At 64.2% G+C, this 23,020-nt stretch carries 21 protein-coding genes; 14 read left to right on the forward strand and 7 right to left on the reverse strand.

Annotated elements, in window-relative coordinates; translation table 11 throughout:
• Positions 1-5: 5 nt before the first annotated feature.
• Positions 6-1,712: a hypothetical protein gene (locus tag BN69_RS15375; RefSeq protein WP_051013489.1), complete on the reverse strand. Its 1,707-nt coding sequence runs from the start codon at positions 1,710-1,712 to the stop codon at positions 6-8.
• Positions 1,713-1,852: 140 nt separating this feature from the next.
• Between BN69_RS15375 and BN69_RS15380 the strand changes: the two genes are divergently transcribed.
• Positions 1,853-2,389, forward strand: a complete 537-nt coding sequence (locus tag BN69_RS15380) for a SixA phosphatase family protein (protein ID WP_014892564.1) — start codon at positions 1,853-1,855, stop codon at positions 2,387-2,389.
• A 143-nt stretch (positions 2,390-2,532) separates the two neighbouring features.
• Complete coding sequence (locus BN69_RS15385) at positions 2,533-3,588, forward strand: hypothetical protein (RefSeq protein WP_014892565.1); 1,056 nt, start codon at positions 2,533-2,535, stop codon at positions 3,586-3,588.
• Positions 3,589-3,676: 88 nt separating this feature from the next.
• On the opposite strand, the gene BN69_RS15390 is transcribed toward BN69_RS15385, so the two are convergent.
• The 3 genes from BN69_RS15390 to BN69_RS19330 form a co-directional block, all read right to left on the reverse strand.
• Complete coding sequence (locus BN69_RS15390; RefSeq protein WP_014892566.1) at positions 3,677-4,495, reverse strand: hypothetical protein; 819 nt, start codon at positions 4,493-4,495, stop codon at positions 3,677-3,679.
• Positions 4,496-4,569: 74 nt separating this feature from the next.
• Positions 4,570-4,899: a DUF6477 family protein gene (locus BN69_RS15395; protein ID WP_014892567.1), complete on the reverse strand. Its 330-nt coding sequence runs from the start codon at positions 4,897-4,899 to the stop codon at positions 4,570-4,572.
• A gap of 130 nt (positions 4,900-5,029) precedes the next feature.
• Positions 5,030-5,668, reverse strand: a complete 639-nt coding sequence (locus BN69_RS19330; RefSeq protein WP_148277144.1) for a hypothetical protein — start codon at positions 5,666-5,668, stop codon at positions 5,030-5,032.
• A 152-nt stretch (positions 5,669-5,820) separates the two neighbouring features.
• Between BN69_RS19330 and BN69_RS20120 the strand changes: the two genes are divergently transcribed.
• Positions 5,821-6,369 carry a type II toxin-antitoxin system PemK/MazF family toxin gene (locus BN69_RS20120; RefSeq protein ID WP_014892569.1) on the forward strand — a complete coding sequence of 183 codons (549 nt, stop codon included), beginning with the start codon at positions 5,821-5,823 and terminating at the stop codon, positions 6,367-6,369.
• A 175-nt stretch (positions 6,370-6,544) separates the two neighbouring features.
• Here BN69_RS20120 and BN69_RS15400 read toward each other — a convergent pair whose 3' ends face one another.
• On the reverse strand, positions 6,545-7,507 hold the full coding sequence (locus tag BN69_RS15400; RefSeq protein ID WP_014892570.1) for an IS1595 family transposase: 963 nt from the start codon (positions 7,505-7,507) through the stop codon (positions 6,545-6,547).
• A 130-nt stretch (positions 7,508-7,637) separates the two neighbouring features.
• On the opposite strand from BN69_RS15400, the gene BN69_RS15405 reads away from it, so the two are divergent.
• Positions 7,638-7,982 carry a helix-turn-helix domain-containing protein gene (locus BN69_RS15405; protein ID WP_014892571.1) on the forward strand — a complete coding sequence of 115 codons (345 nt, stop codon included), beginning with the start codon at positions 7,638-7,640 and terminating at the stop codon, positions 7,980-7,982.
• On the forward strand, positions 7,979-8,830 hold the full coding sequence (locus BN69_RS15410; protein WP_014892572.1) for a DUF6456 domain-containing protein: 852 nt from the start codon (positions 7,979-7,981) through the stop codon (positions 8,828-8,830). The genes BN69_RS15405 and BN69_RS15410 overlap by 4 nt, the downstream gene beginning before the upstream one ends.
• A gap of 160 nt (positions 8,831-8,990) precedes the next feature.
• On the opposite strand, the gene BN69_RS15415 is transcribed toward BN69_RS15410, so the two are convergent.
• Entirely contained in the window at positions 8,991-9,413 is a 423-nt protein-coding gene (locus BN69_RS15415) for a SufE family protein (RefSeq protein WP_014892573.1), read from the reverse strand.
• Between the two features lie 136 nt (positions 9,414-9,549).
• On the opposite strand from BN69_RS15415, the gene BN69_RS15420 reads away from it, so the two are divergent.
• The 9 genes from BN69_RS15420 (at position 9,550) to BN69_RS15460 (ending at position 20,573) form a co-directional block, all read left to right on the forward strand.
• On the forward strand, positions 9,550-10,146 hold the full coding sequence (locus BN69_RS15420) for a LemA family protein (protein ID WP_014892574.1): 597 nt from the start codon (positions 9,550-9,552) through the stop codon (positions 10,144-10,146).
• 3 nt (positions 10,147-10,149) lie between these two features.
• Entirely contained in the window at positions 10,150-10,989 is an 840-nt protein-coding gene (gene cysE, locus BN69_RS15425) for a serine O-acetyltransferase (protein ID WP_014892575.1), read from the forward strand.
• Between the two features lie 139 nt (positions 10,990-11,128).
• On the forward strand, positions 11,129-12,106 hold the full coding sequence (gene gshB / locus BN69_RS15430; protein WP_041927004.1) for a glutathione synthase: 978 nt from the start codon (positions 11,129-11,131) through the stop codon (positions 12,104-12,106).
• Positions 12,103-14,913, forward strand: coding sequence for a [protein-PII] uridylyltransferase (locus BN69_RS15435; RefSeq protein ID WP_014892577.1), 2,811 nt, complete (start codon positions 12,103-12,105; stop codon positions 14,911-14,913). The genes gshB and BN69_RS15435 overlap by 4 nt, the downstream gene beginning before the upstream one ends.
• Positions 14,914-14,968: 55 nt before the next feature.
• A complete protein-coding gene (gene grpE / locus BN69_RS15440) occupies positions 14,969-15,565 on the forward strand; it encodes a nucleotide exchange factor GrpE (RefSeq protein WP_014892578.1) in 597 nt (198 codons plus the stop codon).
• Positions 15,566-15,581: 16 nt separating this feature from the next.
• Positions 15,582-16,586 carry a magnesium/cobalt transporter CorA gene (gene corA, locus BN69_RS15445; RefSeq protein WP_014892579.1) on the forward strand — a complete coding sequence of 335 codons (1,005 nt, stop codon included), beginning with the start codon at positions 15,582-15,584 and terminating at the stop codon, positions 16,584-16,586.
• Positions 16,587-16,803: 217 nt separating this feature from the next.
• Entirely contained in the window at positions 16,804-18,318 is a 1,515-nt protein-coding gene (locus tag BN69_RS15450) for a Do family serine endopeptidase (RefSeq protein ID WP_371212375.1), read from the forward strand.
• A gap of 175 nt (positions 18,319-18,493) precedes the next feature.
• Entirely contained in the window at positions 18,494-19,177 is a 684-nt protein-coding gene (locus BN69_RS15455; RefSeq protein ID WP_014892581.1) for a response regulator transcription factor, read from the forward strand.
• Positions 19,161-20,573, forward strand: coding sequence for a sensor histidine kinase (locus tag BN69_RS15460; protein WP_041927005.1), 1,413 nt, complete (start codon positions 19,161-19,163; stop codon positions 20,571-20,573). The genes BN69_RS15455 and BN69_RS15460 overlap by 17 nt, the downstream gene beginning before the upstream one ends.
• On the opposite strand, the gene BN69_RS15465 is transcribed toward BN69_RS15460, so the two are convergent.
• A complete protein-coding gene (locus tag BN69_RS15465; RefSeq protein WP_014892583.1) occupies positions 20,465-22,903 on the reverse strand; it encodes a PAS domain-containing sensor histidine kinase in 2,439 nt (812 codons plus the stop codon). The genes BN69_RS15460 and BN69_RS15465 overlap by 109 nt on opposite strands.
• Positions 22,904-23,020: the final 117 nt, after the last annotated feature.

Consider the following 23,020-nt stretch of genomic DNA (forward strand, 5'->3'; position numbering starts at 1 on the left):
CATCATCACCTGTCAGCGCTCGCCTCCACGTCGAGGCTTTCCAGAATTTCGCTGGGCTTTCGCGCTAACACGTCGATCGCGTTGACGCCCTTTGGCGCGGCGAAACGCAGACGCAGGCGCTTCGGCCTCTCGATATAGGCCGAAACCGCGTCGGCGATTCGCCTGGCGTTGGCGCCGGGGCCGCCAAGCGTCGTGATCGCCGCTGCGGCCGCCTTGGCGTAATCGGCGCGCGCCTTTTCGACGGACGTCTTCTGCTCCTTGGCTTCAAGCGCGAGCACGCGATCGACGAGGCCGTCGCCTTCGAGCGTCAGGTCGATCGACTTGATCGACGTCGTGAGCATGGCGGCGCGCGAGATGAGGGGCGAAGACGAGAACGCCGCGCTCGAGACATTGCCGAAGAGCGCCGTAAGATGCGCGACGCCCATGTTCTTCGCGTCGATCGCGACAGGCTCCAGCGCCGCTTCGGAGGTCTTCTCGCGCCATTCGCCGGCGGCGAGTCCGGAGACCGCAAGCTCGCGATAGCCGAGCGCCAGGAAATGCGAAGTCGTCTGCGTTTCGCCGCGCGCAGAAAGATCGACGACGAAATTGTCAACGTGGCCGGAGAATTTCGTCGGCGTCGATGCAAGAAAATTATCGAATGTCGCGCTGGCGTTCTCGACGCTGAATTTCATTCGTGACGGTTCGCTGGTCTTGGAGTCGGGCAGATCGGCGGCGACGCCGCGCGCCTCGATGCGCGCGAGCTTAGGATAGGCGGCGCCCTCTAAAACCGGCGCCAGCCGCAGTTCGTTCAGCGCGAATCGCTTGATCGACAGATGGCCGCCGTCCGACGCGGCGAGCGAGAAATCGTCGAAAAACATTTCGCCGGCGCCGGCGCCCGCGACTTTGCGCATGCCGGCGCGCGCGATCTTCGCCGTGAACGGTTTCCCTGCGGGTTCGCCCTTGCCGGCGGCGACGACGTCGTCGACCTCGATCGCCGCCGCCTCGAAGGATTGCAGCGCGTCGAGGACATCGCGCATCAGCGCGGGATCGTTTTCCGGTTTCGCCGGATCGAGCTTCTCGAATCTTTCAGCGAGTTTGCCGGCGGGAGTCCGCAGCGCTCGCCCCCGCACGCCCTCAATCTTCAGGCGGCCCGTCGTCAGAACGAGATCGCCGCTTGCGTCTTCGAGGCGCGACGATTCGACGATTTCCTCCTCGATCAATGGCTTCAGCGGTTCATTGGCCTCGCCGCGCGCGGAGAGCGCCAGACGCGCGAGTTCGGCGAGATCGACGCCTCTGGCGACAGAGGCGCCCCAGGAGACGCGCTGAACGCCGCCCTTCGTCGATTCGATCGTTTCCTCGCCGCCGTCGCCGCGCACGGTCGCCGCGCGTCCCGAAACGACATTCTCGAACAGCAGCTTGCGATATGCGGCGCGTTCAATGTTCGACTCATTGCGGCTCTCGCTCGACATGGCCGGCACGGCGATTCGCCGCGCCGAAATACGCGCAAGACGCGCCGCGACATTGCCGTCGCCGCTCAAAAACAGCGTGGTCAGTTCCGTCAGCGGCAGACTCGCGCCTTCGATTTCGATGTGCGGGATACGATAGGTCGTCGCGCCGAGCGTGATGACGAGATTGTCGAGCGTCAGCGGTTTTTCGCCGGCGCCCGGCGACGGCGCGGCGAAACTCATGAGCGAGAGCGACGTCGCGACGCCGACGGCGAGGGATTTGCGCATCAGGGAAACCTTGGGAAGACGAACGGAGAGAGCTTGCACGCCGCGCCTTTCGGGGTAAAGAGGCGCGTAGTTTCGTCGCAGCCGGCGTTTCGCGAGGGGCGGCGCGTGGCGGCGCGGCGGCGCCGTGATAGAGAGGCCGCATGCGTCGACTCCTGCTCCTGCGCCATGGCAAGGCTGACCGGCATTCGGCCGGCGGCGACCGCCAACGTCCGCTCACCCGTCGAGGGATGGAGGATGCGCGGCGCATGGGCGAGTATCTGCGAGACGCCAACATCGTTCCGGGCCTCGCCGTCGCCTCCGATGCGCGTCGCGCCAAGCAGACGCTCGACCAGGTGCTGGAGGCGTTTCCAGGCCATGTCACGCATCTGATCGAGAATACGATTTATCTTGCGACCGTCGACCATCTGGTCGAGATTTTGCGGCAGACGCCTGACAAGGTCGCGACGCTGCTCGCCGTCGGCCACAATCCCGGCTTTGCCGAACTCGCCTCATGGCTCGCCGGCTCGGGCGAGGCCGATGACTTGGCGCTGATGCGCTCTAAATTCCCAACGGCGGCGCTGGCGATGCTCGACTTTGAGACCGATCATTGGGCGGACGTCGGCAGGGGCGGGGCGCGACTTGCGCGCTTCGTTACGCCGGGCATTCTACGGGGCGAGGCGACGGAAGACCCCGACTAGAGCGCGCTGCGAAAAAGCGGGAACCGGTTTTTCGCGTTGAGCGCGCTCTAAACTTTTGGAATCGATCACGTTATCTGCATTTGGGCGATTCCGCCCAAATGCAGCGTGATCCAGCGCAGTTCGCAAACCCGCAAAGAGCGGCCATGCTGATCGAAGCGCTCCTGACGATGCTGGCCCTAGCCGCGCCGCACAAGGCGCCGGCGGCGCTCGTCGCGCCCTCGTCGATATTCGCCGCGACGCCGAGTCCCGCCTATCAGCCGCAAGCGCGCGCCGTGGACAATTGGCGCTTCGAAAGCGCGCTGGCGCTGGAGATGGCGCCTGTCGCCGCGATCCGCCGGGCGTTCGGCGCCGAAGCGGGCGAACCGGCCCGCTGCGTCAAGCTCAACAATTACTGGTGCATCAAGAGCGCGGGCTGGAACGGCGAGATCGCCGCCGACGCCGATGGCCATGTCGCCTTCGCATCGGCCGAGGAGGGCGCCGCCGTCGCGGCGCTGCTGCTGCGCCGATATTACGTCGACTATGGGCGGCGCACCGCGCGCGCCATCGTCGAGCGCTGGGCGCCGCCGCAATGTTCGCTCGTCCTCGCGCCGCCGACGTCGCGCGGCGGCGTGGCGCGGATGTCGCCGCAGCGCGTCGCGCCGATCGCGATCGCGCCGCGCGGCATTCAGAACACGCTTCGCGCGCGCTGGCTGGCGGCGCATGGGCGCGGCGGGGTCAATCCGAAGACGGCGCGGCGACCGCTCGCAAAGCCCGTCGACCTGCTGCCGGCGCCCTCGATCATGGCCGGCGTCTCCGAGCTTCCGGCGCGGCGGGAAAAGCTCGCCGAGCTGATTCAGCCGTCGCCCAGGACGGTCGTCGCCGACCTGCCGCCGTCGCCCGCGCCGCGGGCGCCCCCGGTTAGCGTTGCAAATTGCTCAGGGGAGCTGGCGCGGATCGCCACTTACGCGGCCAACGTGGCCCAGGGCGTCGTCGGCGGCGCCAATGAGGATCTGGCGCTGTTCACCGCCGACGGCGCGCCGACCGAAAATCTGGCCAAGGTGATGGCCAATATGGCGGCGGTCGAGATCGGGCCGGCGCGGCCGCGCGACGCGCTGATCCGGATCGCCGTCGCGCAACTGCGCCAGCTGCCGCCCGCCAAGTCCAAAGGCGACGCCGCGCCGGCGCGCCCGGCGCCGCCGCCGGCGCATGCGGGGCCATGACACGCCAAGCGCTTATCGATCACATGGAATCATGTGATCGATAAGGATTCACTCAATACGAAATGTTGGAGTTTTTCGGAAAGCTGCTCTAAGACCGCGCCATCAGCTCCAGCGCCAGCCCGTAGACTTTCGTGCGGGCGGGTTCGGGCAGGGTCTTCAGCACTTCAAAATAGGCCTGCCCGGCGCCGCACATGCGGGCGTCTTCCAGCGGCGGCGTGGGCATCTTGCCGTCGAGCAGCGCGTCGATCTCGACCTTGCTCAGACCCCGCGCGGCGAGCGCCGTCTCCAGCAGGCGAAAGTCGGCCTCCGTCGGCGCGGTCCTGTCGATCTTATTGGCTTGTCCGCTGACGATCGCCTCCAACCCCGCCAGCGCCATGTCGGAGACGATCGGGCGGCGGGAGGCGGCGAATCGCTGAAAGTCGAGATTGGTCGCGCCGTAAAGGAAGGCGACGCACATGCGCTTGTCCTCCCGCGCCACCGCCTGCAGCACTTCCAGCTGCTTTTCGAAGACGCGGGCGATCGGCTCTGGCTCGGCCTTCGCCGCGAGGGCGCCGCGCGAGGTTCGGATGCGGCGGACCGCCTCGGAAAGATAATAGTCGACGCTCTGCTCTTCTTTCGTCTGCGCGAGGCGGGTGGCGAAATCATTGATCGCCGCTTCGTAATCGGCCGTGAAGGTCTCGCGGAGCCGGGCGAAGTAGCGCGCATAATCCGGCGTCGAGGCGATAAGGGCCTCGATCTGCTGCCGCGCGCTTCCCTTGTCGACTTGCCCATTGGCGGGCGCGGCGATCCCCGATCCCGCATCGGCCATGCGCGGCGCGGGGTTAAGGGCCAGCCAGGTCAGGCCGATGCCGGCTCCGACCGCGACGAGCGTCGCAGCCAACAGCGCCAGAATTTTCTCCAGATACATCGCCGGCCTTTGCGTCTCTAACGGAAAGCGCGAAGCTTAAAGCATTGCGCGGGAGGGCGGAAGCGCGGCCGCGCTCAGGCGCGGTTCAACAGGCGATGAAGCCGCGCGGTCTCGGCGCGATGGGCGACGAGCAGGCTGATATGCCGGTTGAGATCATAGCTCCAATGGCCGCGCCGGGCGCGTTCGCCGCGCATCGCGCGCTCGATTTCCTTGAGCGCGGCGCGCGCCGCGTCGGGCGATTCGCTGGCGATCGTGTCGGGCGACAGGCGATGGAAACGCGCCAGCGCGTGCGTGCGATCATAGGCGTTGAGACCCGCGGCGAGGGCGGCTTGGAGCGCCGCGCCAGCTTCTGCGGCGAAGCGGGCGGGGCGGTCTTGCGGGGCGAGAACGGGCCGGTGCGTCATGGATCATCCTCCGTGACGCACAGAATGCGTTCCCGCGAACGGATGAGGATAAGTTTTTTGTCACAATTATATACGTGACGTAGCATAAAAAATGAGCTAGACCCGTGCCTGCGTGACAGGCCGGCGATATCTAATAAGATGAGGGAGGTTGGCGCGAGCGTTTTGGATGATGCACGCGGGGTTCTTTCTTTGGAAGAGGCTGCTGCGGCGGTTTATACCGCCATGGCCGCTCAAAAATCTCTTGAGGAAGCTCTTTCCAGACAGGGAGGCGCGGAAAAATTTCCCGGTCGAAGAATATTCTGATAACGAATAGATCAGCGCAAATTTTATCAAAATCTGCTGCGGTAATTATAAATTGTTTTGCTTTAGACGGTCGTGGCGACAAATGATTGTTGCTTATTATCATTTCATTGCTGACTAAATTAGCGCCCCAATGGACAGCATGGTTCCGAATAGTGTTTATTGTTCCAAATTGCTCGAAAGGACGTGCTAGTCGTTCTTTTTGTTCTTTTTTGCCGTATGTCTCTAAAATTCCATTTATCAAATCCTTTGCTGCGTCTGATCGTGTACCGCTAAATAAAACTCCAGCAACTTCTTTTGTAACTCCTGCTATTTGCCGTAGCAATACAAGAAGTGCCGCTTCAGTCCCAGAAAAATCATGGATAAATTTTCCGAGTTTATACCAATATTGTTGGTAGGGTTCAGGGTGGCTTGCATCCATGAGAGCTTGAGCGATTTGCTTGTCGCTGTCATCATCGACAAATGGCAAGGCTTCCCCCTATTGATATGTCATGACCGGTAAGGACTCTCAGCAGGTCGATATCGACCGCATGAACGCGACTCTGCGCCGTATGCTTAATACGCCGCCGAAGCCGCATAAGAAAACCGGTGCTAAGGTGAAGCCCGAATCAGGGGCTTCTGATGCCAAAGACAATACAGGTCATCGTCCACGACGACCAAGATGAGCGCCACATACAAACGTTGGCCGCGTGCCTGCGGGCTAACGATACATTTTCACTGCAAATCAGAGACTTTGCTGACACCATATCAAATGACCAGCATCCCCAAGGTATCCAATTCCAACCTAAGCCTGGGCAAATTTTGATTTGTCATTTTGGCTTGGCGTTCAAGCAGCCGGAAATAAATAAAACTAGGCCTGTTTTGGTAATATCCGCGCATCAAAGATCGTGGACAAGAGTGTGCACTGTAATGCCAATAAGCTCAAAGGCACCTCACACGGTAGAGCCATATCATTATCGTTTGCCTGATGGATTGTTGCCAAGGAGCAAATACCCTGAGTCTTGGCTAAAGGGTGATCTGATCGTTAGTGTTGCTGACCACAGACTAGACAGAATGAAAACTGGCTTTCGTAAATACGAGACACCAACTGTCTCGCCAGAAGTCCTAAGGGAGGCGCGACGATGCGCCCTTCACCGACTAGGGATGCACTCATTGACAATTCACTGGTAGCGGCTATCTCTTAGGGGTCACCGCGAAAGCGGGCTTGCAAGACCTCTTCGCGAGAGGAGGCAGGTTACAGCGAGGGCGATAACAAGTCTGCTGTAACCTCAAGAAGGCCCCGCCATAATTGGTGGGGCCTTTGCTTTTCAGCTTACGCCATCGCAAAAACTTTCGCGCCTGCTGCCTAAGCGTTCGCGGTTTCGTTAGTCCGCCGATAGGTCAAGCGCTTTCCCGCTATCTTCGCTAGTGCAATGTCGCGGCGCTCGCTGTCCTCGATGCCGAGCTCGGAACGGTTGTTGTAACGGAAATCAAACTCTTTGAGATAGCGGTGAAGGTGCTTCTCAGAGCAATGCTGATAGACGCCTTTCATGCCGCGCTTAAACACGCTGAAATAGCCTTCAATCGTGTTGGTGTGGACATCACCGCGCACATATTCCTTAGCCGAGTGTTTGACGGTCGCATGATCGGCGAACTCTCTGCCAACATCCGGGTATAGGCGGCTTTCGTCCGTATGCAGACGGGTTGAGCGGCGCACGTTCGTGACAAGAATTGCGCGAACGCTTTCCTTGGTGGCTTTGTCCACGTGGAAAGAGCGCACAGAGCCGCCGCGCTCAACGAGGGATACGACGCAGCGCTTGCCGGAAGGGCCTGTCTTTCCGTGTTTCGTGAACGGCCTTCCACTTGTCGTATGCGTCGGCTGCGTTTCGGTCTTTCCAAAATAGGTTTCGTCGGCTTCGACGACCTTGCCTTCTCCGCCCATTGGCTCCGCAACGCCGGGAACGTCGCCCATTGCTTCGCGGATACGGTGTGCCATGAACCAAGCAGTTTTATAGGTCACGCCAAGTATACGGTGTAGCTGATGGGCGCTCATGCCCTTCTTGCTTGCCGTCAAGAGATGCGTCGCGTGCAACCAAGTATGCAGCGGGATTTTGGAGCGCTCGAACACGGTGCCGACCGTGACTGAGAACGGCTTGCGGCATTCGTTGCACTGATAGACGCCGGGACGATGCGACTTGCCAGCCATCTTGCGGATACGGGCTTGAGCAGCGTTGCCGCAATGCGGACAAGCCGGGCCTTCCGGCCAGCGCTGCGCTTCAAGGTGCTCGCGGGCTTTGTCTTCGTCGGTGAAAATAGCGGGAAGAGACATGATCTTGACCTCAGTTGCCCAAGGTTTAGCATTCGAAGGCTACTACGTCAAGTATATAAATGTGTTTTTTATCCTTGAATAGGATTATTTTCCAGCTTACGGTTGCCCGCCACCCCAGCTGGAGACCTCGATGTTGCTCGATCCGACGCTCATTCCGGGGCTTAGCGCCGCCGCGGCCGCCGCCGCGCAGGGCGCGCCCTTCGCCGATCTCTTTTCTCCCCGCCGCTCCCGCGCCTCGGTCGCGCGGGCGCGTCAGCTCGCCGTCTATCTCCACCATGTCGCGCTCGGCGCCAGCGTTTCGGCCTGCGCCAGAGCCTTCGCGCGCGACCGCGCCACGGTCCGTCACGCCTGCGCGACGATCGAAGATTTGCGCGACGATCCGCTGTTCGACGCCGCCGCCCGCCGGCTCGAAACCGCGCTCGCCGCGCAGCGCGACATGATCTGCGCCCTCCTTTCCCAAGGGAGCGCGCAGTGAAGAAAAGATCCGGGACCCGGGAGGAAACCGGCCGCGCCATGCGCCGGCTGCTGCAGGCGCTCGCCGAGCCCGGCGCGTGCGGCGCGCTGAGCCCGCTCGAACCTTCGACGCTCGTCGTGCTCGCCGCGCGCAAAGGCGTCACCGTGGCGCGCGCGCGATTTGCGGCGGCCGCCGCCGACGCCGCGGTCGGCGAGGGACTCGCGCGATGGGCGCAGGACGGCGGCGAGCGGCGGCTGGCGCTCACCGACGCCGGCCGCGCGCATCTGCGTCGCTTGTCCGCGCCCGACGTCGATCAGGCGGAGCCCTTTCGCGCCCAGCACGCATCCTATGCGCTGCGTCAGCTCGAAAAGGCCGCGCGGCCGACGCTCGTCAATGACGCGGAAAGTCCGCTCGCTTGGCTCGCGCGGCGAAAGGACCGGGAGGGACGAACCTTTCTCGACGCCGCGCAGCTCGAAGCCGGCGAGCGCTTTCGCCGCGACATCGAACAGGCGCAGCTCCTGCAGCGCGTGACCGCGAATTGGGAGGCGTCGATCAACGCGGCGCGGCGCGGCGCCGACGCCGGCGCCGTCTCCGAGGTGGCGATCGACGCGCGCCGGCGTCTTGCGCGCGCTTTCGACGCCGTGGGGCCGGAACTGGCGGGCCTGTTGACCGACGTCTGCGGCTATCTCAAGGGCCTGGAGATTGTCGAAAGCGAACGCGGCTGGCCGCCCCGCTCGGCGAAAGTCGTGCTGAGAATCGCGCTCGATCGATTGGCGCGCCATTACGGGCTGGCGGTCGAAGCGCGCGGCCGCGACCGCGCCGAAGCGCTGCTGCATTGGGGCGCCGAGGATTACCGGCCGAGGGTGTGAGGAACAACCCCCTCCCTGACCCTCCCCCGCTTCGCGGGAGAGGGGACCCTAACGAGCAGCGCAGCGCAGCCAGCGCGGCATTGATACGCCGGCGCAATGTTGATGAAGCGCCGAGTCGGACTCCCTCTCCCGCGAAGCGGGGGAGGGTTGGGGTGGGGGCCTATGCCGCCATCGCCTCGCGCGCTTCTTTCTTGATGCGCTCGACCATCGATCGCAGGCCATTGGCGCGCTGCGGCGTCAGATGTTCGGAAAGGCCGAGCTCCTTGAAGAGCGGCGCCGCGTCGGTTTCGACGATCTCCTGCGCCGGCCGCCCGGAGTAAAGCGCCAGCACGAGCGCGACGAGGCCGCGCACGATATGCGCGTCGCTGTCGCCGCGAAACGCGAGCGCGGTGCGTCCGTCGGCGTCGCGCGTCGGCGTCGTTTCGAGCCACACCTGGCTGGCGCAGCCGCGCACTTTGTTGGCGTCGGTATAGGCGTCTTTCGGCAGCGGCTCGAGCGTGCGCCCAAGCTCGATGAGATAGCGGTAGCGGTCCTCCCACTCATCGAGCAGTTCGAAATTGCCGATGATCTCGTCGATCTGCATTTGCTCCGCATCCTTTAGGCGAAGGCGCATTCTACCTCATTTCGGCGCTAAGCCGCGCCCTTTCCTTGGCGAGGGCCACGCCTTACATTCCGCGCGACGATCGCTGGCGCGCCGCGCCGCTCTTTAGGAGTTTTATATGAGCGACTTTTCCCGCTGGCGCGCCGTCGCCGCCGCGATTTTTCTTAGCCTGGGCCTTGCAGGCTGTGGCTACAATACGATTCCGACGCTCGAAGAAAACGCCAAGGCGAAATGGTCGGACGTGCAGTCGCAATATCAGCGCCGCGCCGATCTCATCCCCAATCTCGTCGAGACCGTGAAGGGCTACGCCAGACAGGAAAAGGACGTGCTCACCTCCGTCGTCGAGGCCCGCGCCAAGGCGACGTCCGTCAAGGTCGACGCGGGTTCGCTGACCGATCCAGAAAAGATGAAGCAGTTCCAGGAGGCGCAAAACCAATTGACCGGCGCGCTGGGGCGACTGATCGCCGTGAGCGAAGCCTATCCGGATCTGAAATCCAACCAGAACTTCCTCGCCCTGCAGTCGCAGCTCGAAGGCACTGAGAACCGCATCAATGTCGCGCGGCGCGACTACATCGAGGCGGTGCGGGAGTTCAACACCTCGCTGCGCACCTTCCCGACGCTCCTCTGGGCGAAGACCTTCTTCGCCGGCACGAAGCCGATGGCGGAATTCTCCGCGGCCGGCGCGGCGCAATCGCCGCCGGAAGTGAAGTTCTAAATGATGAGCGCCGACGCGCCGACAGAAGAGCTGATCGCGCGCGCGGCGATGTGGGCGCACATGCGCGGCGAGGCCGAGGAGGCGCTGCGTCTCGATCCTTCGCTGGCCCCGCTGATGCAGGGCGCGATCCTCAACCGCGCGTCGCTCGAAGAGGCGGTGGTCCATCGCATCGCCGCGAGACTCGGCGCGTCAGCGCTGGACGCGGAGACGATCGCCGACGCCTTCCTGCAGGCGGCGCGCGACGACGCGGCGATCGCTGCGGCCTTCCGCGCCGATCTCGCCGCCTATGTCGAGCGCGATCCCGCCTGCGGGCGGATGATCGAGCCGCTGCTCTATTTCAAGGGCTTTCACGCGATCCAGTCGGCGCGGCTGGCGCATGCGCTGTGGCGCGCGCGGCGCCACGACTTCGCTTTCTATATCCAGAGCCGCGCCTCCGATGCGCTGGCGGCGGACATTCATCCGGCCGCGCGCTTCGGCAAAGGCCTGTTCCTCGATCATGGCGCCGGTTTCGTCGTCGGCGAGACGGCGGTCGTCGACGACGACGTCTCGATTCTGCATAATGTGACGCTGGGCGGCACGGGCAAGGTCGCGGGCGACCGTCATCCGAAGGTCAGGCGCGGCGTGATGATCGGCGCGGGCGCCAAAATTCTCGGCAATATCGAGATCGGCGCCTGTTCGCGGATCGCCGCGGGCTCGGTGGTGCTGCAGTCGGTTCCGCCCAATTCCATCGTCGCCGGCGTTCCGGCGAAGGTGGTCGGCGCCGAGTCCTGCGCTGAGCCGGCGCGCGACATGGACCAGATCCTGCGCGGCCTCGCCTATGATTCCTTCGATTATGTGATCTGACCCGCGCCGCCGCGTCCGCCGAGGGCCGGGGCGATTGAGGGTTGCGCAGGGTCACGGTTCTCCTGCTATGTGTCGCCCGCGCCGCGACGCCGTTCCCAAGGGCCGGCGCAGGGCGGCGGCGGCCGGGGCAGGGGGATCGATGCTCGAGATTGCGGTCCAGATGGACCCCTTGGAACGCATTAATTTTGCTGGCGATTCCACCTTCGCGCTGATGCTGGAGGCAAAGCGCAGGGGCCATCGCCTGTGGTTCTACACGCCGGATCAATTGTCGCTCGAAGGCGACAGGCTGACGGCGCGGGCGCGTCGCATCGACGTTTTCGACGATCCTTCGCGCTTTTACGCGCTTGGCGAGGCCACCGACCTTGAGCTCGGCGGCATGGACGTGGTGCTGCTGCGCCAGGACCCGCCGTTCGATCTCGCCTATATCACCTCCACGCATTTTCTGGAGCGGCTCGCGCCGAGCACGCTCGTCGTCAACGACCCCGCGCATGTGCGCAACGCGCCGGAAAAAATCTTCGTGATGGAATTCGCCGATCTGATGCCGCCGACGCTGATCACGCGCGACCGCGCGGCGATGGAGCGCTTTCGCGCCAAGCATGGCGAGATCGTCATGAAGCCGCTCTACGGCCATGGCGGCGCCGCGGTGTTCAAGGTCGGGCCGCGCGACCCGAATTTTGGTTCGCTTTTTGACATGTTCGCGACGACTTTTCGCGAACCCTGGGTCGTGCAGCGGTTCCTGCCGGAGATCGTGAAGGGCGACAAGCGCATTCTTCTCATCGACGGCGAGGCGATGGGCGCGATCAACCGCATTCCGGCCGAGGACGACATCCGCTCTAATCTGGTGCGCGGCGGGGCGCCTGCGGCCTCCGAACTCAACGCGCGCGAAAGAGACATTTGCGCGCGGCTCGGGCCGGAGCTGAAACGGCGCGGGCTGGTCTTCGTCGGCATTGACGTGATCGATGGCTGGCTCACCGAGATCAACGTGACCTCGCCGACCGGGCTGCGCGCGCTAAAACGCATCGGCGGGCCGGATCTTGCGCCGCCGCTCTTCGACGCCATCGAGGCGCGTCTGCGCGCCCTGCGCGAATCGGGCCGATCGTCGGAATTGACTCCATGAACGAAGCAGCGCCGCTCAGCGTTTTCGCCGGCCTCGATCCCAACGCGCAGTTTCGCGGTCTGCGGCAGGCGCTTGCGCCGGCGATCGCGACGATCTGCAAGAGGGAGCGCGGCCATGCGCGGCGCACGGCGATCGTCGAATTGTTTCGCTCGGCTTTGGCGGAAGGACGCGAGATCGCGCGCGCCCGGCTTGAGGCGCGCGGCTCGGGACTGGCCTGCGCCAGATTGATCTCAGCGCTCGAAGACGAGCTGATCGGCGCCATCTACGACTATGTCGTGCGCTATGTTTACGTCGTCGACAATCCGACCTTTGCTGAGCGTCTCGCGATTGTCGCCGTCGGCGGCTATGGGCGCGGGACGCTGGCGCCGGGCTCCGACATCGATCTTCTGTTTCTCGTGCCGTACAAGCAGACTCCATGGGGCGAAAGCGTCATCGAGGCGATCCTTTATATTCTTTGGGATCTGCGTCAGAAGGTTGGTCATGCGACGCGCTCCGTCGCCGAGTGCATGCGTCAGGCCCGCGCCGACATGACCATTCGAACCACGCTGCTCGAAGCGCGCTTCATTCTCGGCAACGCCGAGCTGTTCAGCGAGTTCCGCGAGAGCTTCGATCGCGAGATCGCACGCTCGGATGCGCGAGAATTCGTCTCCGCCAAGCTCGCCGAACGCGATTCGCGGGTGATGCGCGCCGGCGCCTCGCGCTATCTCGTCGAGCCCAATGTGAAGGAAGGCAAAGGCGGCCTGCGCGATCTCAACACGCTGTTCTGGATCGCCAAATATGTCTATCGCGTGCGCGAGGCGAAGGAACTCGTCGCCGCCGGCCTCTTCACCGCGGCGGAGCTCAGCCTGTTCGAGCGCTGCGAGGAGTTTTTGTGGCGCGTGCGCTGTCATCTGCATTTCGCGACGGGGCGCGCCGAAGAACGGCTGGCCTTCGACGTGCAAACGACGATCGCCAGGCGCCTTGGCTATCACGACCGTAGCGGGCTGTCGCCGGTCGAGCGCTTTATGAAGCACTATTTTCTCGTCGCCAAGGAAGTTGGCGACCTCACCGCGATCGTCTGCGCGGCGCTTGAAGAAAAGCAGGCGAAGCCGCGCGCCATTTTCGAGCGCTTTCTGCAGCCGTTTCGGCGCCGGCGCAGTCGCGGCCCGCAAGGCGACTTCATCGTCGATCACGACCGCATCAGCATCGTCGACGCCGATGTGTTCAAGCGCGATCCGGTCAACATCATCCGGCTGTTCTGGATGGCCGACCATCATGGCCTGCCGCTGCATCCGGACGCTCTGCGCGCGGTGACTCTGTCGCTGCGCCTGATCGACGCCAATCTGCGCGCGAACAAGGAAGCCAATCGGCTGTTTCTCGAAATCCTGCTCTCGCGCAACATGACCGAAATCACGCTGCGCCGGATGAATGAGACCGGCGTGCTCGGGCGCTTCATCCCGGAATTCGGCAAGGTCGTCGCGATGATGCAATTCAACATGTATCATCACTACACCGTCGACGAGCATCTGCTGCGCGCGGTCGGCGGACTGTCGGACCTCGAAGCCGGGCGCATGCCGGAGCATCAGCAGCTCGTTGACGAAATCCTGCCGACGATCGTCAACCGCAAGGTGCTTTATCTGGGCCTCTTCCTGCATGACATCGCCAAGGGCCGAAAGGAGGATCACTCCCGCGCCGGCATGGAGGTGGCGCGCAGCCTGTGTCCGCGTCTGGGCTTCACCCCCGGCGAGACCGAGTCCGTGGCCTGGCTCGTCGAGCATCATCTCACCATGTCGAGCTTCGCGCAGAGCCGCGATCTCTCCGACCGCGTCACGATCGAGAATTTCGCCGCCATCGTTCAGACGATGGAGCGGCTGAAGATGCTGTTCGTTCTCACCGTCTGCGACATCAACGCGGTCGGGCCCGGCGTGCTCGACGCCTGGAAGGCGCAGCTGCTGCGCGTGCTCTATTGGGAGACCGAGGTTGTGCTCGGCGGCGGCCATTCGGCGGTCGATCGCAAGAGTCGCGTCGCGGCCGCGAAAGCCGAGCTGCGCGCCGCGCTTCCGGAGTGGAGCGACGAGGCGTTCGACGCCTACGCCAAGCGTCACTATCCGGCCTACTGGCTCAAGGTCGACGTCGCCCGCAAGCTGCGTCACGCCGAGCTGCTTCGCCAGATGAACGGCGCATCGGCGCCGCTCGCGACCGCAGTCGAACTCGACAGGACGCGCGGCGCCGTTGAGCTGACCGTCGTCGCGCCGGACAACCCGCGTCTGCTGTCGATCATCGCCGGCGGCTGCGCGGCGGGCGGCGCCAATATCGTCGACGCGCATATTTTCACCACCGCGGATGGTCTCGCGCTCGACACGATCTTCTTCTCGCGCGCCTTTGATTTTGACGAGGATGAAATGCGTCGCGCCGGGCGCATCGCCGGGCTCATCGCCAGGGCGCTGCGCGGCGAGGTCGTCGTGTCCGAAGAGCTGCGGGCGCGCGCCAAAACGCATCTGCCGACCGACGCCTTTTCGGTCGCGCCCGAGGTCGTCGTCGATAACAGCCTGTCGAACGTCTATACCGTCATCGAGGTCTCCGGACTCGATCGCGAGGGCCTGCTGTTCGAACTCACCAACGCCATTTCGCGGCTCAATCTCAATATCGCCTCGGCGCATATCGTCACCTTTGGCGAGCGCGCCGTCGACGCCTTCTATGTCACGGATCTGACAGGGGCGAAGATCGCATCCCCGCAGCGACAGGCGGCCATCAAGCGCCAGCTCCTGGACGTGTTTGGCGGTCCCGGCGCGCGCGGGGCCAAAACGCCGGCCGCCGCCGCGACTTGATTTTGACGTTTCGCGCGCAGATATCGAAGCCTTTACGAAGAATGATGGTGACAGCATGAGCGATCCAACGAATGCGGACAAGAAGGCTGAGTCGACGGAAAATCCGGGGGGCGCAGAGCCCTCGTCCTTGTCGCAGCCGTCGGCCGAATCCGACATTGCGCAGCCGGAGCCGTTCACCGAGCTCGAAAATCTTTATGCCGAAAACGCAGGGTTAAAGGACAAGCTCCTGCGCGCGCTCGCCGAAGTCGAGAATGTGCGCCGTCGCGCCGAGCGCGAGATCGCCGATGCGAAAACCTATGGCGTGGCGAATTTCGCGCGGGAGATGCTGTCGTTCGCCGATAATCTACGCCGCGCGATCGAGAGCGTGCCCGAGCAGGCGCGCGCCGAGCCGGCGGTCGCGTCGCTGCTGGAGGGGGTTGACGTGATGGAGCGTGATTTTCTTGCCCGGCTCGCGCGCTTCGGCGTGAGGAAGATCGACGCCCAAGGCGCGCGCTTCGATCCCAATCAGCATGAAGCGCTGTTCGAAATTCCCGACGAGACGCAACCCGCGGGCACGGTGGCTCAGGTCGTTGAGCAAGGCTACATGATCGGCGAACGCGTGTTGCGCCCCGCAAAAGTCGGCGTGGCGCGCGGCGGATCGAAGCCGTCCTGACCGGTCGAGGATTCGCATGGACGAGCGAGCGACCGCGACAAAGCCTACGGAAGCCGGGGTCGTCGCGGCGGCGGTCTATCACGGGGGACGTAAGATCGCCGATATCGAGATCGATGCGGCCGGAGAGTGGACCAAGCGCGAAGGCTATGTCGTCTGGATCGGACTGCACGAGCCGTCACAAGAGCTGCTGGAGCGCGTCGGCGAACAGTTCGCGTTGCATCATCTTGCGATCGAGGACGCAGTCAAGGCGCATCAGTTTCCCAAGCTCGAAGAATATGAAGACAGCGTTTTCATCGTCGCGCGCACCGCGCAGATGGTCGACGGCCGCATCGCTTTTGGCGAGACGCATATTTTTATCGGCGCCGGCTATGTCGTGAGCGTGCGCCATGGCGCGTCGAGCTCCTATGCGCATGTGCGCGAACGCTGCGAAGCGCGCGCGGAACGGCTCTCGGAGGGCGAGGACTTCATCGTCTACGCCATTCTCGATTTCATCGTCGACAACTATTTTCCGGTGCTCGACGCGATCAACTGTCAGGTCGAGGACATCGAGGATCATGTTCTCGCGACGACGATGGGCACGCCGGAAATCGAGCAGCTCTATAGTTTACGGCGCGACCTCTTGCATTTGCGCAACGCCGTGACGCCGCTTTCGGACGTCTGCCGTCGCTTGGAGCGCAGCGACGTCGTCGCCATCGATCGGGAAATGCGGCCGCATTTTCGCGACGTTCGCGACCATCTGCGCCGCGTTCAGGAACGCATCGACACAATGCGGGAGACGCTCGCCTTCGCTTTCGAGTCGAGCCTGATGAACGCGCAGATCCAGCAGACCGACATTTCGCGCCGACTCGCCGCCTGGGCCGCGATTCTGGCGGTGCCCACCGCCATCGCCGGCATCTACGGCATGAACTTTCAGCACATGCCCGAACTCCAGTGGGAGTATGGCTATTACGTCGTGCTTGGCGTGACGATGTCGATCTGCGGCTATCTGTATTATCGGCTGCGCCGCGCCCGCTGGCTGTGAACGCCGCCCGCCGTCACGGCGAAGGCGCGTCGCCAAGGCTCTCGCGCCGCGCGCGTTTCGGGCGCAGCCGCCCGCCACCGTTTGCTTGGGCCTAGCGCCTTACGAAAGTTTCATCCCGCCGCCATTGGCCGGCAAAGCGGCAATCTCCATCTTTCATCCTGCGGCGACGTTGCGCTCCCTCCTCCACGCGGCGTCGTTCAAGATGGAGATTTTGAGAATGCCTATCGCAAACAATCCTCGCGACCGCGCCATTGCAGCGCCGCGCCGCGCGTCCCGTCTGGCGCTGATGGGCGCTGCGGCCGCATTCGCGCTGGGCGCCGCGATCGGTCCGGCGCCGCTGACGCCGGCTTATGCCGAAGCGCCGCTTTCAGGTTCTGTCACCGCCGCCGGACCCGCCTCCTTTGCTGACGTCGTCGAGCGGGTCAAGCCGGCGGTCGTCGCCATCAAGGTCAAAGCCGTCGATGATCAGCAGGGCGGCATCTTCGAGATGCCGGACGTATCGCCCGACGACCCGATGTACCGCTTTTTCAAGCGCTTCGGAGAAGGTCAAGGGGGCCGTCCGCAAAAGCACATGACGATGTCGCAGGGCTCTGGTTTCATCATCAGCCCGGACGGCTATGTCGTCACCAATAACCACGTTGTGGAGCACGCCAGCGAAGTCGAGGTTGCGCTCGACGACGGAAGAACGCTGCCCGCCAAGGTTGTCGGCACGGATAAGCGCACCGATTTGGCGCTGCTCAAGATCAGCGACGGCGCAAAACTGCCCTATGTCGACTGGGGCTCCGCGGCGCCGCGCGTCGGCGATTGGGTGATCGCGGTCGGAAACCCGTTCGGACTCGGAGGCTCGGTCACCGCCGGCATCGTTTCGGCGCGCGGGCGCGACATCGGCGCAGGCCCTTACGACGACTTCCTGCAGATCGACGCGCCGGTCAATCGCGGCAATTCCGGCGGTCCGGCGTTCGATTCGCGCGGCAATGTGATCGGCGTCAATACGGCGATCTATTCGCCTTCCGGCGGTTCGATCGGCATCGGCTTCGCCATTCCGGCCGAGGTGGCCAAGGACGTGGTCGCGGCGCTCAAGGATAAAGGCTCCGTGTCGCGCGGCTGGATTGGGGTCAAGATTCAAAACGTGACGCCGGAAATCGCCGACAGCATGGGGCTGAAGTCCGCGAAAGGCGCGCTGATCGCGCAGCCGCAGCGGGGCGCGCCGGCGGAAGAGGCCGGCCTGAAGTCTGGCGACGTCATCGTCGCCGTCAACGGCGACAAGATCGACACGTCGCGCGATCTCGCGCGCCGCATCGCCGCCCTCGGCCCGGGCAAGACGGCGGACATCACCTATCTGCGCTCGGGCGTCGAAAAGACGGTGAAGCTGAAACTCGGCGCGCTGCCCGACGAACGCGAAGCGCGCGCCGACGACGAAGGCTTTTCGGAGCACGGACCGGAACTGTCCGGCCTTGGGCTCGAGGTCGCCCCGGCGGCTGAGGTCCGCGGCGCAGGCCGGCAAGGGCTGTTCGTGACGGATCTCGATCCCTCCGGCGCCGCCGCGCAAAAGGGACTGCGCAGGGGCGACGTGATCGTCGAGGCCGCCGGGCAGCCGGTGAGCTCCCGTGGCGACCTCGCCTCGGCGCTCGAGGCGGCGCGCAAGGAAGGACGGCGTTCGGTGCTGCTGCGCGTGAAATCCGCGGACGGCGCGAAGTTCATCGCCGTTCCGGTGAAAGGCGGCGCCGGCTAGGGCGGCTTAAGGGACTTCTTGCGTTGAGGCCGTCGTCACTGCACCCGCCCGCAGCCGGTCTCCGCAACGAAGAGCGTCGGGCAGAGCCAGTCCCCTCCTGGCGCCCGAACGCGGGGCAGGCTGGCGCGCAATGCGCCGGCCTGCCGTTTTTTTGCAATCTCAGCTATAGTGAAACATGCGCATTCTGATCATTGAAGACGACAGCGAAGCGAGCGAATACCTCGTCAAGGCGTTCCGCGAACAAGGCCATGTCGCCGAACACGCCGCCGATGGGCTTGCCGGCTATGGACGCGCCAGCGAAGGCGGTTACGACGTGCTGATCGTCGACAGGATGCTGCCCAAGATGGATGGGCTGTCGCTGATCTCGGGCCTGCGCGAGCAGGGCGTTCAGACGCCGGCGCTCATTCTCTCCGCGCTCGGCCAGGTCGACGACCGGGTGAAGGGTCTGCGCGCCGGGGGCGACGACTATCTGCCAAAACCCTACGCCTTTTCGGAACTGCTGGCGCGGGTCGAGGCGCTGGCGCGCCGCCGCGTCGGGCCCAAGGGCGAAGAAACCCAGTATCGCGTCGGCGATCTGGAGCTCGATCGCTTGTCGCACAAGGTGACGGTCGGCAGCCAGGAGGTGGTGCTTCAGCCGCGCGAGTTCCGGCTGCTGGAATATCTGATGAAACACGCCGGCCAGGTGGTGACCCGCACCATGCTGCTCGAGAATGTCTGGGACTATCATTTCGATCCGCAGACCAATGTCATCGACGTGCATATTTCCCGTTTGCGCTCCAAGATCGACAAAGGCCGCGAGAACCCGCTTCTGCACACCATCCGCGGGGCTGGGTATATGATCCGTGACGGCGCTCGGTAAGCTTTTCCGCACGACGGCGTTCAAACTGTCGATCGCCTATCTCGTGCTGTTCTCGATTGGCGCGGGCCTCGTGCTCGCGCGCGTCGGCGCACGCGTCAAGGAAGTTCTCGACGAACAGATCGAGCAGACCGTCGACGCAGAAATACGGGCGCTGTCCGAACAATATGCGCAGGGCGGCCTGCGCCAGCTCGCCAATGCGGTGGAGCGCCGCGTGCGCGCGCCCGGCGGTTCGCTCTATCTGCTCTCGAGTCATGCCGGAGACGTCATCGTCGGCAACATCGAGCCGCCGAATTTCACGCCGTCGGGCGGCACGGAACTCGTCGAGACGACCTATGAGCGACGCGGCGAGCCGGGCGACAAGCATCCGGCCTTGCTGCGGCTGTTTCTGCTTCCCGGCGGCTTTCGCCTGCTTATCGGCCATGACATCGAAGATCATGAAGTGCTTCGCGGCATATTGCGTCGCGCGCTCGGCGTGTCGCTCTTCTGGCTCGCGCTCGTCGGCGCGCTTGGCGGCTTGTTCGTCTCGCACCGCATGCTGGAGCGCGTCGACGTGATGTCGGGCTCGGCCCGCCGCATCATGGCGGGCGATATGCACGAGCGACTCGCCATCTCGGGCGCCGGCGACGAGCTTGACCGGCTGGCGGAAAACTTCAACGCCATGCTCGAGCGCATCAGCGAGTTGATGGCCGGCTTGCGCGAAGTTTCCGATAATATCGCCCATGACCTCAAGACGCCGTTGACCCGATTGCGCAACCGCGCCGAGGCGGCGTTGCGGGCAGGCTCGAACGACAGCGAGCATCGCGCGGCGCTCGCCGCCGTGATCGAAGAATCCGACAACCTGATCCGCGTGTTCAACGCGCTATTGATGATCGCGCGCGCCGAGGCCGGCTATTCCAGCGACAATATGGCGAGCTTCGACGCCGACGCCGTCGTGCGCGACATCGCCGAGATGTACGAGCCCGTCGCCGAAGAGCAGGGCGTCCGCCTCGACGTGGCGGCGCAGGACGGACTTGCGGTCACCGGCAGCCGCGAACTGCTCGGGCAGGCGCTCGTGAATCTCGTCGACAATGCGCTGAAATATGGCGGGACAGGCGATGAGCCGCGCATCGCCATCGACGCGCGGCGCGTCGGCGATCGCGTGGAAATCATTGTCGCGGATCGCGGACCCGGCATTGCGCCATCGGATCGCGAGCGCGTGGTGGGACGTTTTGTGCGGCTTGAGAATTCCCGTTCGCGGCCAGGCTCAGGTCTCGGCCTGTCGCTGGCGGCGGCGGTTGCGCGGATGCATCACGGCGCGTTGCGGATAGAAGACAATGCGCCTGGATTGCGCGTGGCGCTATCGCTGCCGGCGATGCGCACAACGGTCGGTCCGGCGGCGCGGATGGAGCGCGCATAAGGCGCGGTCTGCGCGGTCGCGGCCGCTTCGACGGCGCGCGCCTTCAATGGGGTCACCGTCGCGGAGGCCGCCGGCAAGCGCATCATGACGACGGTGCCTTCTCCAAGACGGGAGCGGACGCGCAGCGCGCCGCCATGCAGCTCGATGAGGGCGCGGGCGATGGCGAGGCCGAGCCCGGATCCGCGCATGCCGTTTTCCATCAGATCGGCGCATTGTTCGAACGGCTTGCCGAGCTTGGGGATGGCGCGCGGGTCGATGCCGCGTCCCGAATCCTCGACATAGACGTCGATCGCGCCGCCGTGGGCGCGCGCGCGCACCCGCACGACGCGTCCGGATTCGCTGAATTTGACGGCGTTCGACAGAAAGATGCTCAGCGTCTTGACGATCGCCGCTTCGTCTCCGACGCAACGCAGGTTTTCGCGGGCGTCGGCGACAAGTTCGATGTTCTTTGCTTCGGCGCGCGCGCGCCAGGCTCCGACGGCTTTGCGCAGCGCCTCCGCGACGTTGATCTCCCGTTCGGCGAGGCGGATGAGGCCCGCTTCGAGACGCGACATGTCGAGAATGTCGGACAGCACTTCGTTGAGGTAATTGCCGCCCTGGCGTATGCCGCAGCAATATTCGCGATATTTTGGCGAACCGAGCGCGCCGAAAGGCTCCGCCTCCATCATTTCCGAAAAGCCGATGATGGCGTTGAGCGGCGTGCGCAGCTCATGGCTCATATTGGCGAGGAATTCCGATTTCGCCACATAGGCGGCCTCCGCCTCGGCCTTTTGATGATGATACTGCTCGGCGAGAATCGCGAGCTGCTGCGCCTGCATCTCCAGCGTCTGTCGCGAGCGGGTCAGATCGGCGACGCTTGCGGTGAGGCGGCGCTCCGATTCACGCAGCTTCTCCTCGTTGCGCTTCAGCGCCGTAATATCGGCGCCCACGGAAACATAGCCGCCGTCCTTGGTGCGGCGCTCGTTGATCTGAAGCCAGCGCCCGTCGATGAGCTGCGCCTCGTAGGTGCGGGCGTCCGGCGAAGGTCCGTCGGGCGAGGCGACCTGGGTGCGGATCAGCGGCGCGATGGCGCAGCTCATGATCTGCCGATAGTTCGCCCCGGCGGATGCGGCTTCCAGCGAAAGGCCATGCAGCGAGAGAAATTTCGAATTGCAGGTCACGAGTCGGTTTTTGGAGTCCCACAGCACGAAGGCTTCGGAAATGGCGTCGATCGCGTCGCGCAGGCGCAAATTGGCCATCTCCGTTTGTTCGGCGAGCGCGCGTTGCTCCGAAACGTCGATGGCGATTCCAATAAGATGTTTGCCGGCTTCTCGACTGTCTTCGACGATCTGCGCTCGCGCGCGCAGCCAGATCCATTCGCCCGTGGCGTTCTTCAGCCGAAACTCGTGATCGGCGCTATTCGTCCGCGCGCTCGCGACCATGTCGGCCATCGTCTGGAAATCGCCGTCGTCGGGATGCAGCAGCGCGCTCAATTCGGCGTAGGAGAGCGAGCGGCGCTCGGCCGGCAGGCCCAACATTTCATACATGGAGTCCGACCAGTAGATCCGGCCGCGCGCAATGTCCCATTCCCACAGGCCGCACCGGCCGCGCGACAGCGCCGCCTCGAGGCGCCTGCGGATCAGCGTGTTGGCGCGTTCGACTTCCTGACGGCGCCAACTCTGGCGGAAATAGGCGAGGACGATGACGAGCAGCAGCAGCGTGGTGCAGGCGAACAGCAGCGCATAGCGGGACGCGATCACGCGCCATTCGCCGAGCACATTGTCGACGGGATAAATCATCGCCACCTGGCCGAATGGCGTCGGAAGCTTCCTGACGCTCACGAGCGCCGGAACGCCATCGGGCAAAGTGACGCGCAAGACGCCGGCGTTGTCGGCGAAGTCGAGGAGCGCGTCTTCGGCGCCGATGGCTTGCGACAGCGTCAGATCCTTCGACGGCATCGGCGGAAAGGCGGCGGCGACGCGGCCGCGCTCGTCCGTCACCAGAACGCGTCGCCCTCGCGCGAGCGCGCCTTGCGGCACGAGCTGATCGAGCGGCGCGCCGAACGGCTTTTGCGCGTCGGTCTTGATTTTATCGCGCAGGTCCTGCGACACGGCGCGCACGAAAAGGTCGAGATCGTCGACGGCCTGCTCGACCAGCCGATCCTGCATCGCGCTGGTCAGCGACACGACAAAGGCGGCGAGAGAGACGAGGCAAACCGCGCAGGCGGCGAACGCCAAAGGGCGCAGCCAGGAGAAGTCCTTCGGCCGCTTTGCGCCGTCCTCGTCGAACCTGTACGCTCCCCACACAGTATGGGCGTGAGTCTTCACGCGGGCAGCGGGAGCGCGCGCCATCGATAGCCTCCGAAATGATTGTGATGCGAACGCGGCTTACGAGCGAATCACCTTCATTCGAATCTCTCGACGCGCGATTGTCCAGATCTTAACGCGACGTTAACGACTCTTTTTTAG

The sequence above is a fragment of the Methylocystis sp. SC2 genome, assembly GCF_000304315.1.
Classification (GTDB): Bacteria; Pseudomonadota; Alphaproteobacteria; order Rhizobiales; family Beijerinckiaceae; genus Methylocystis.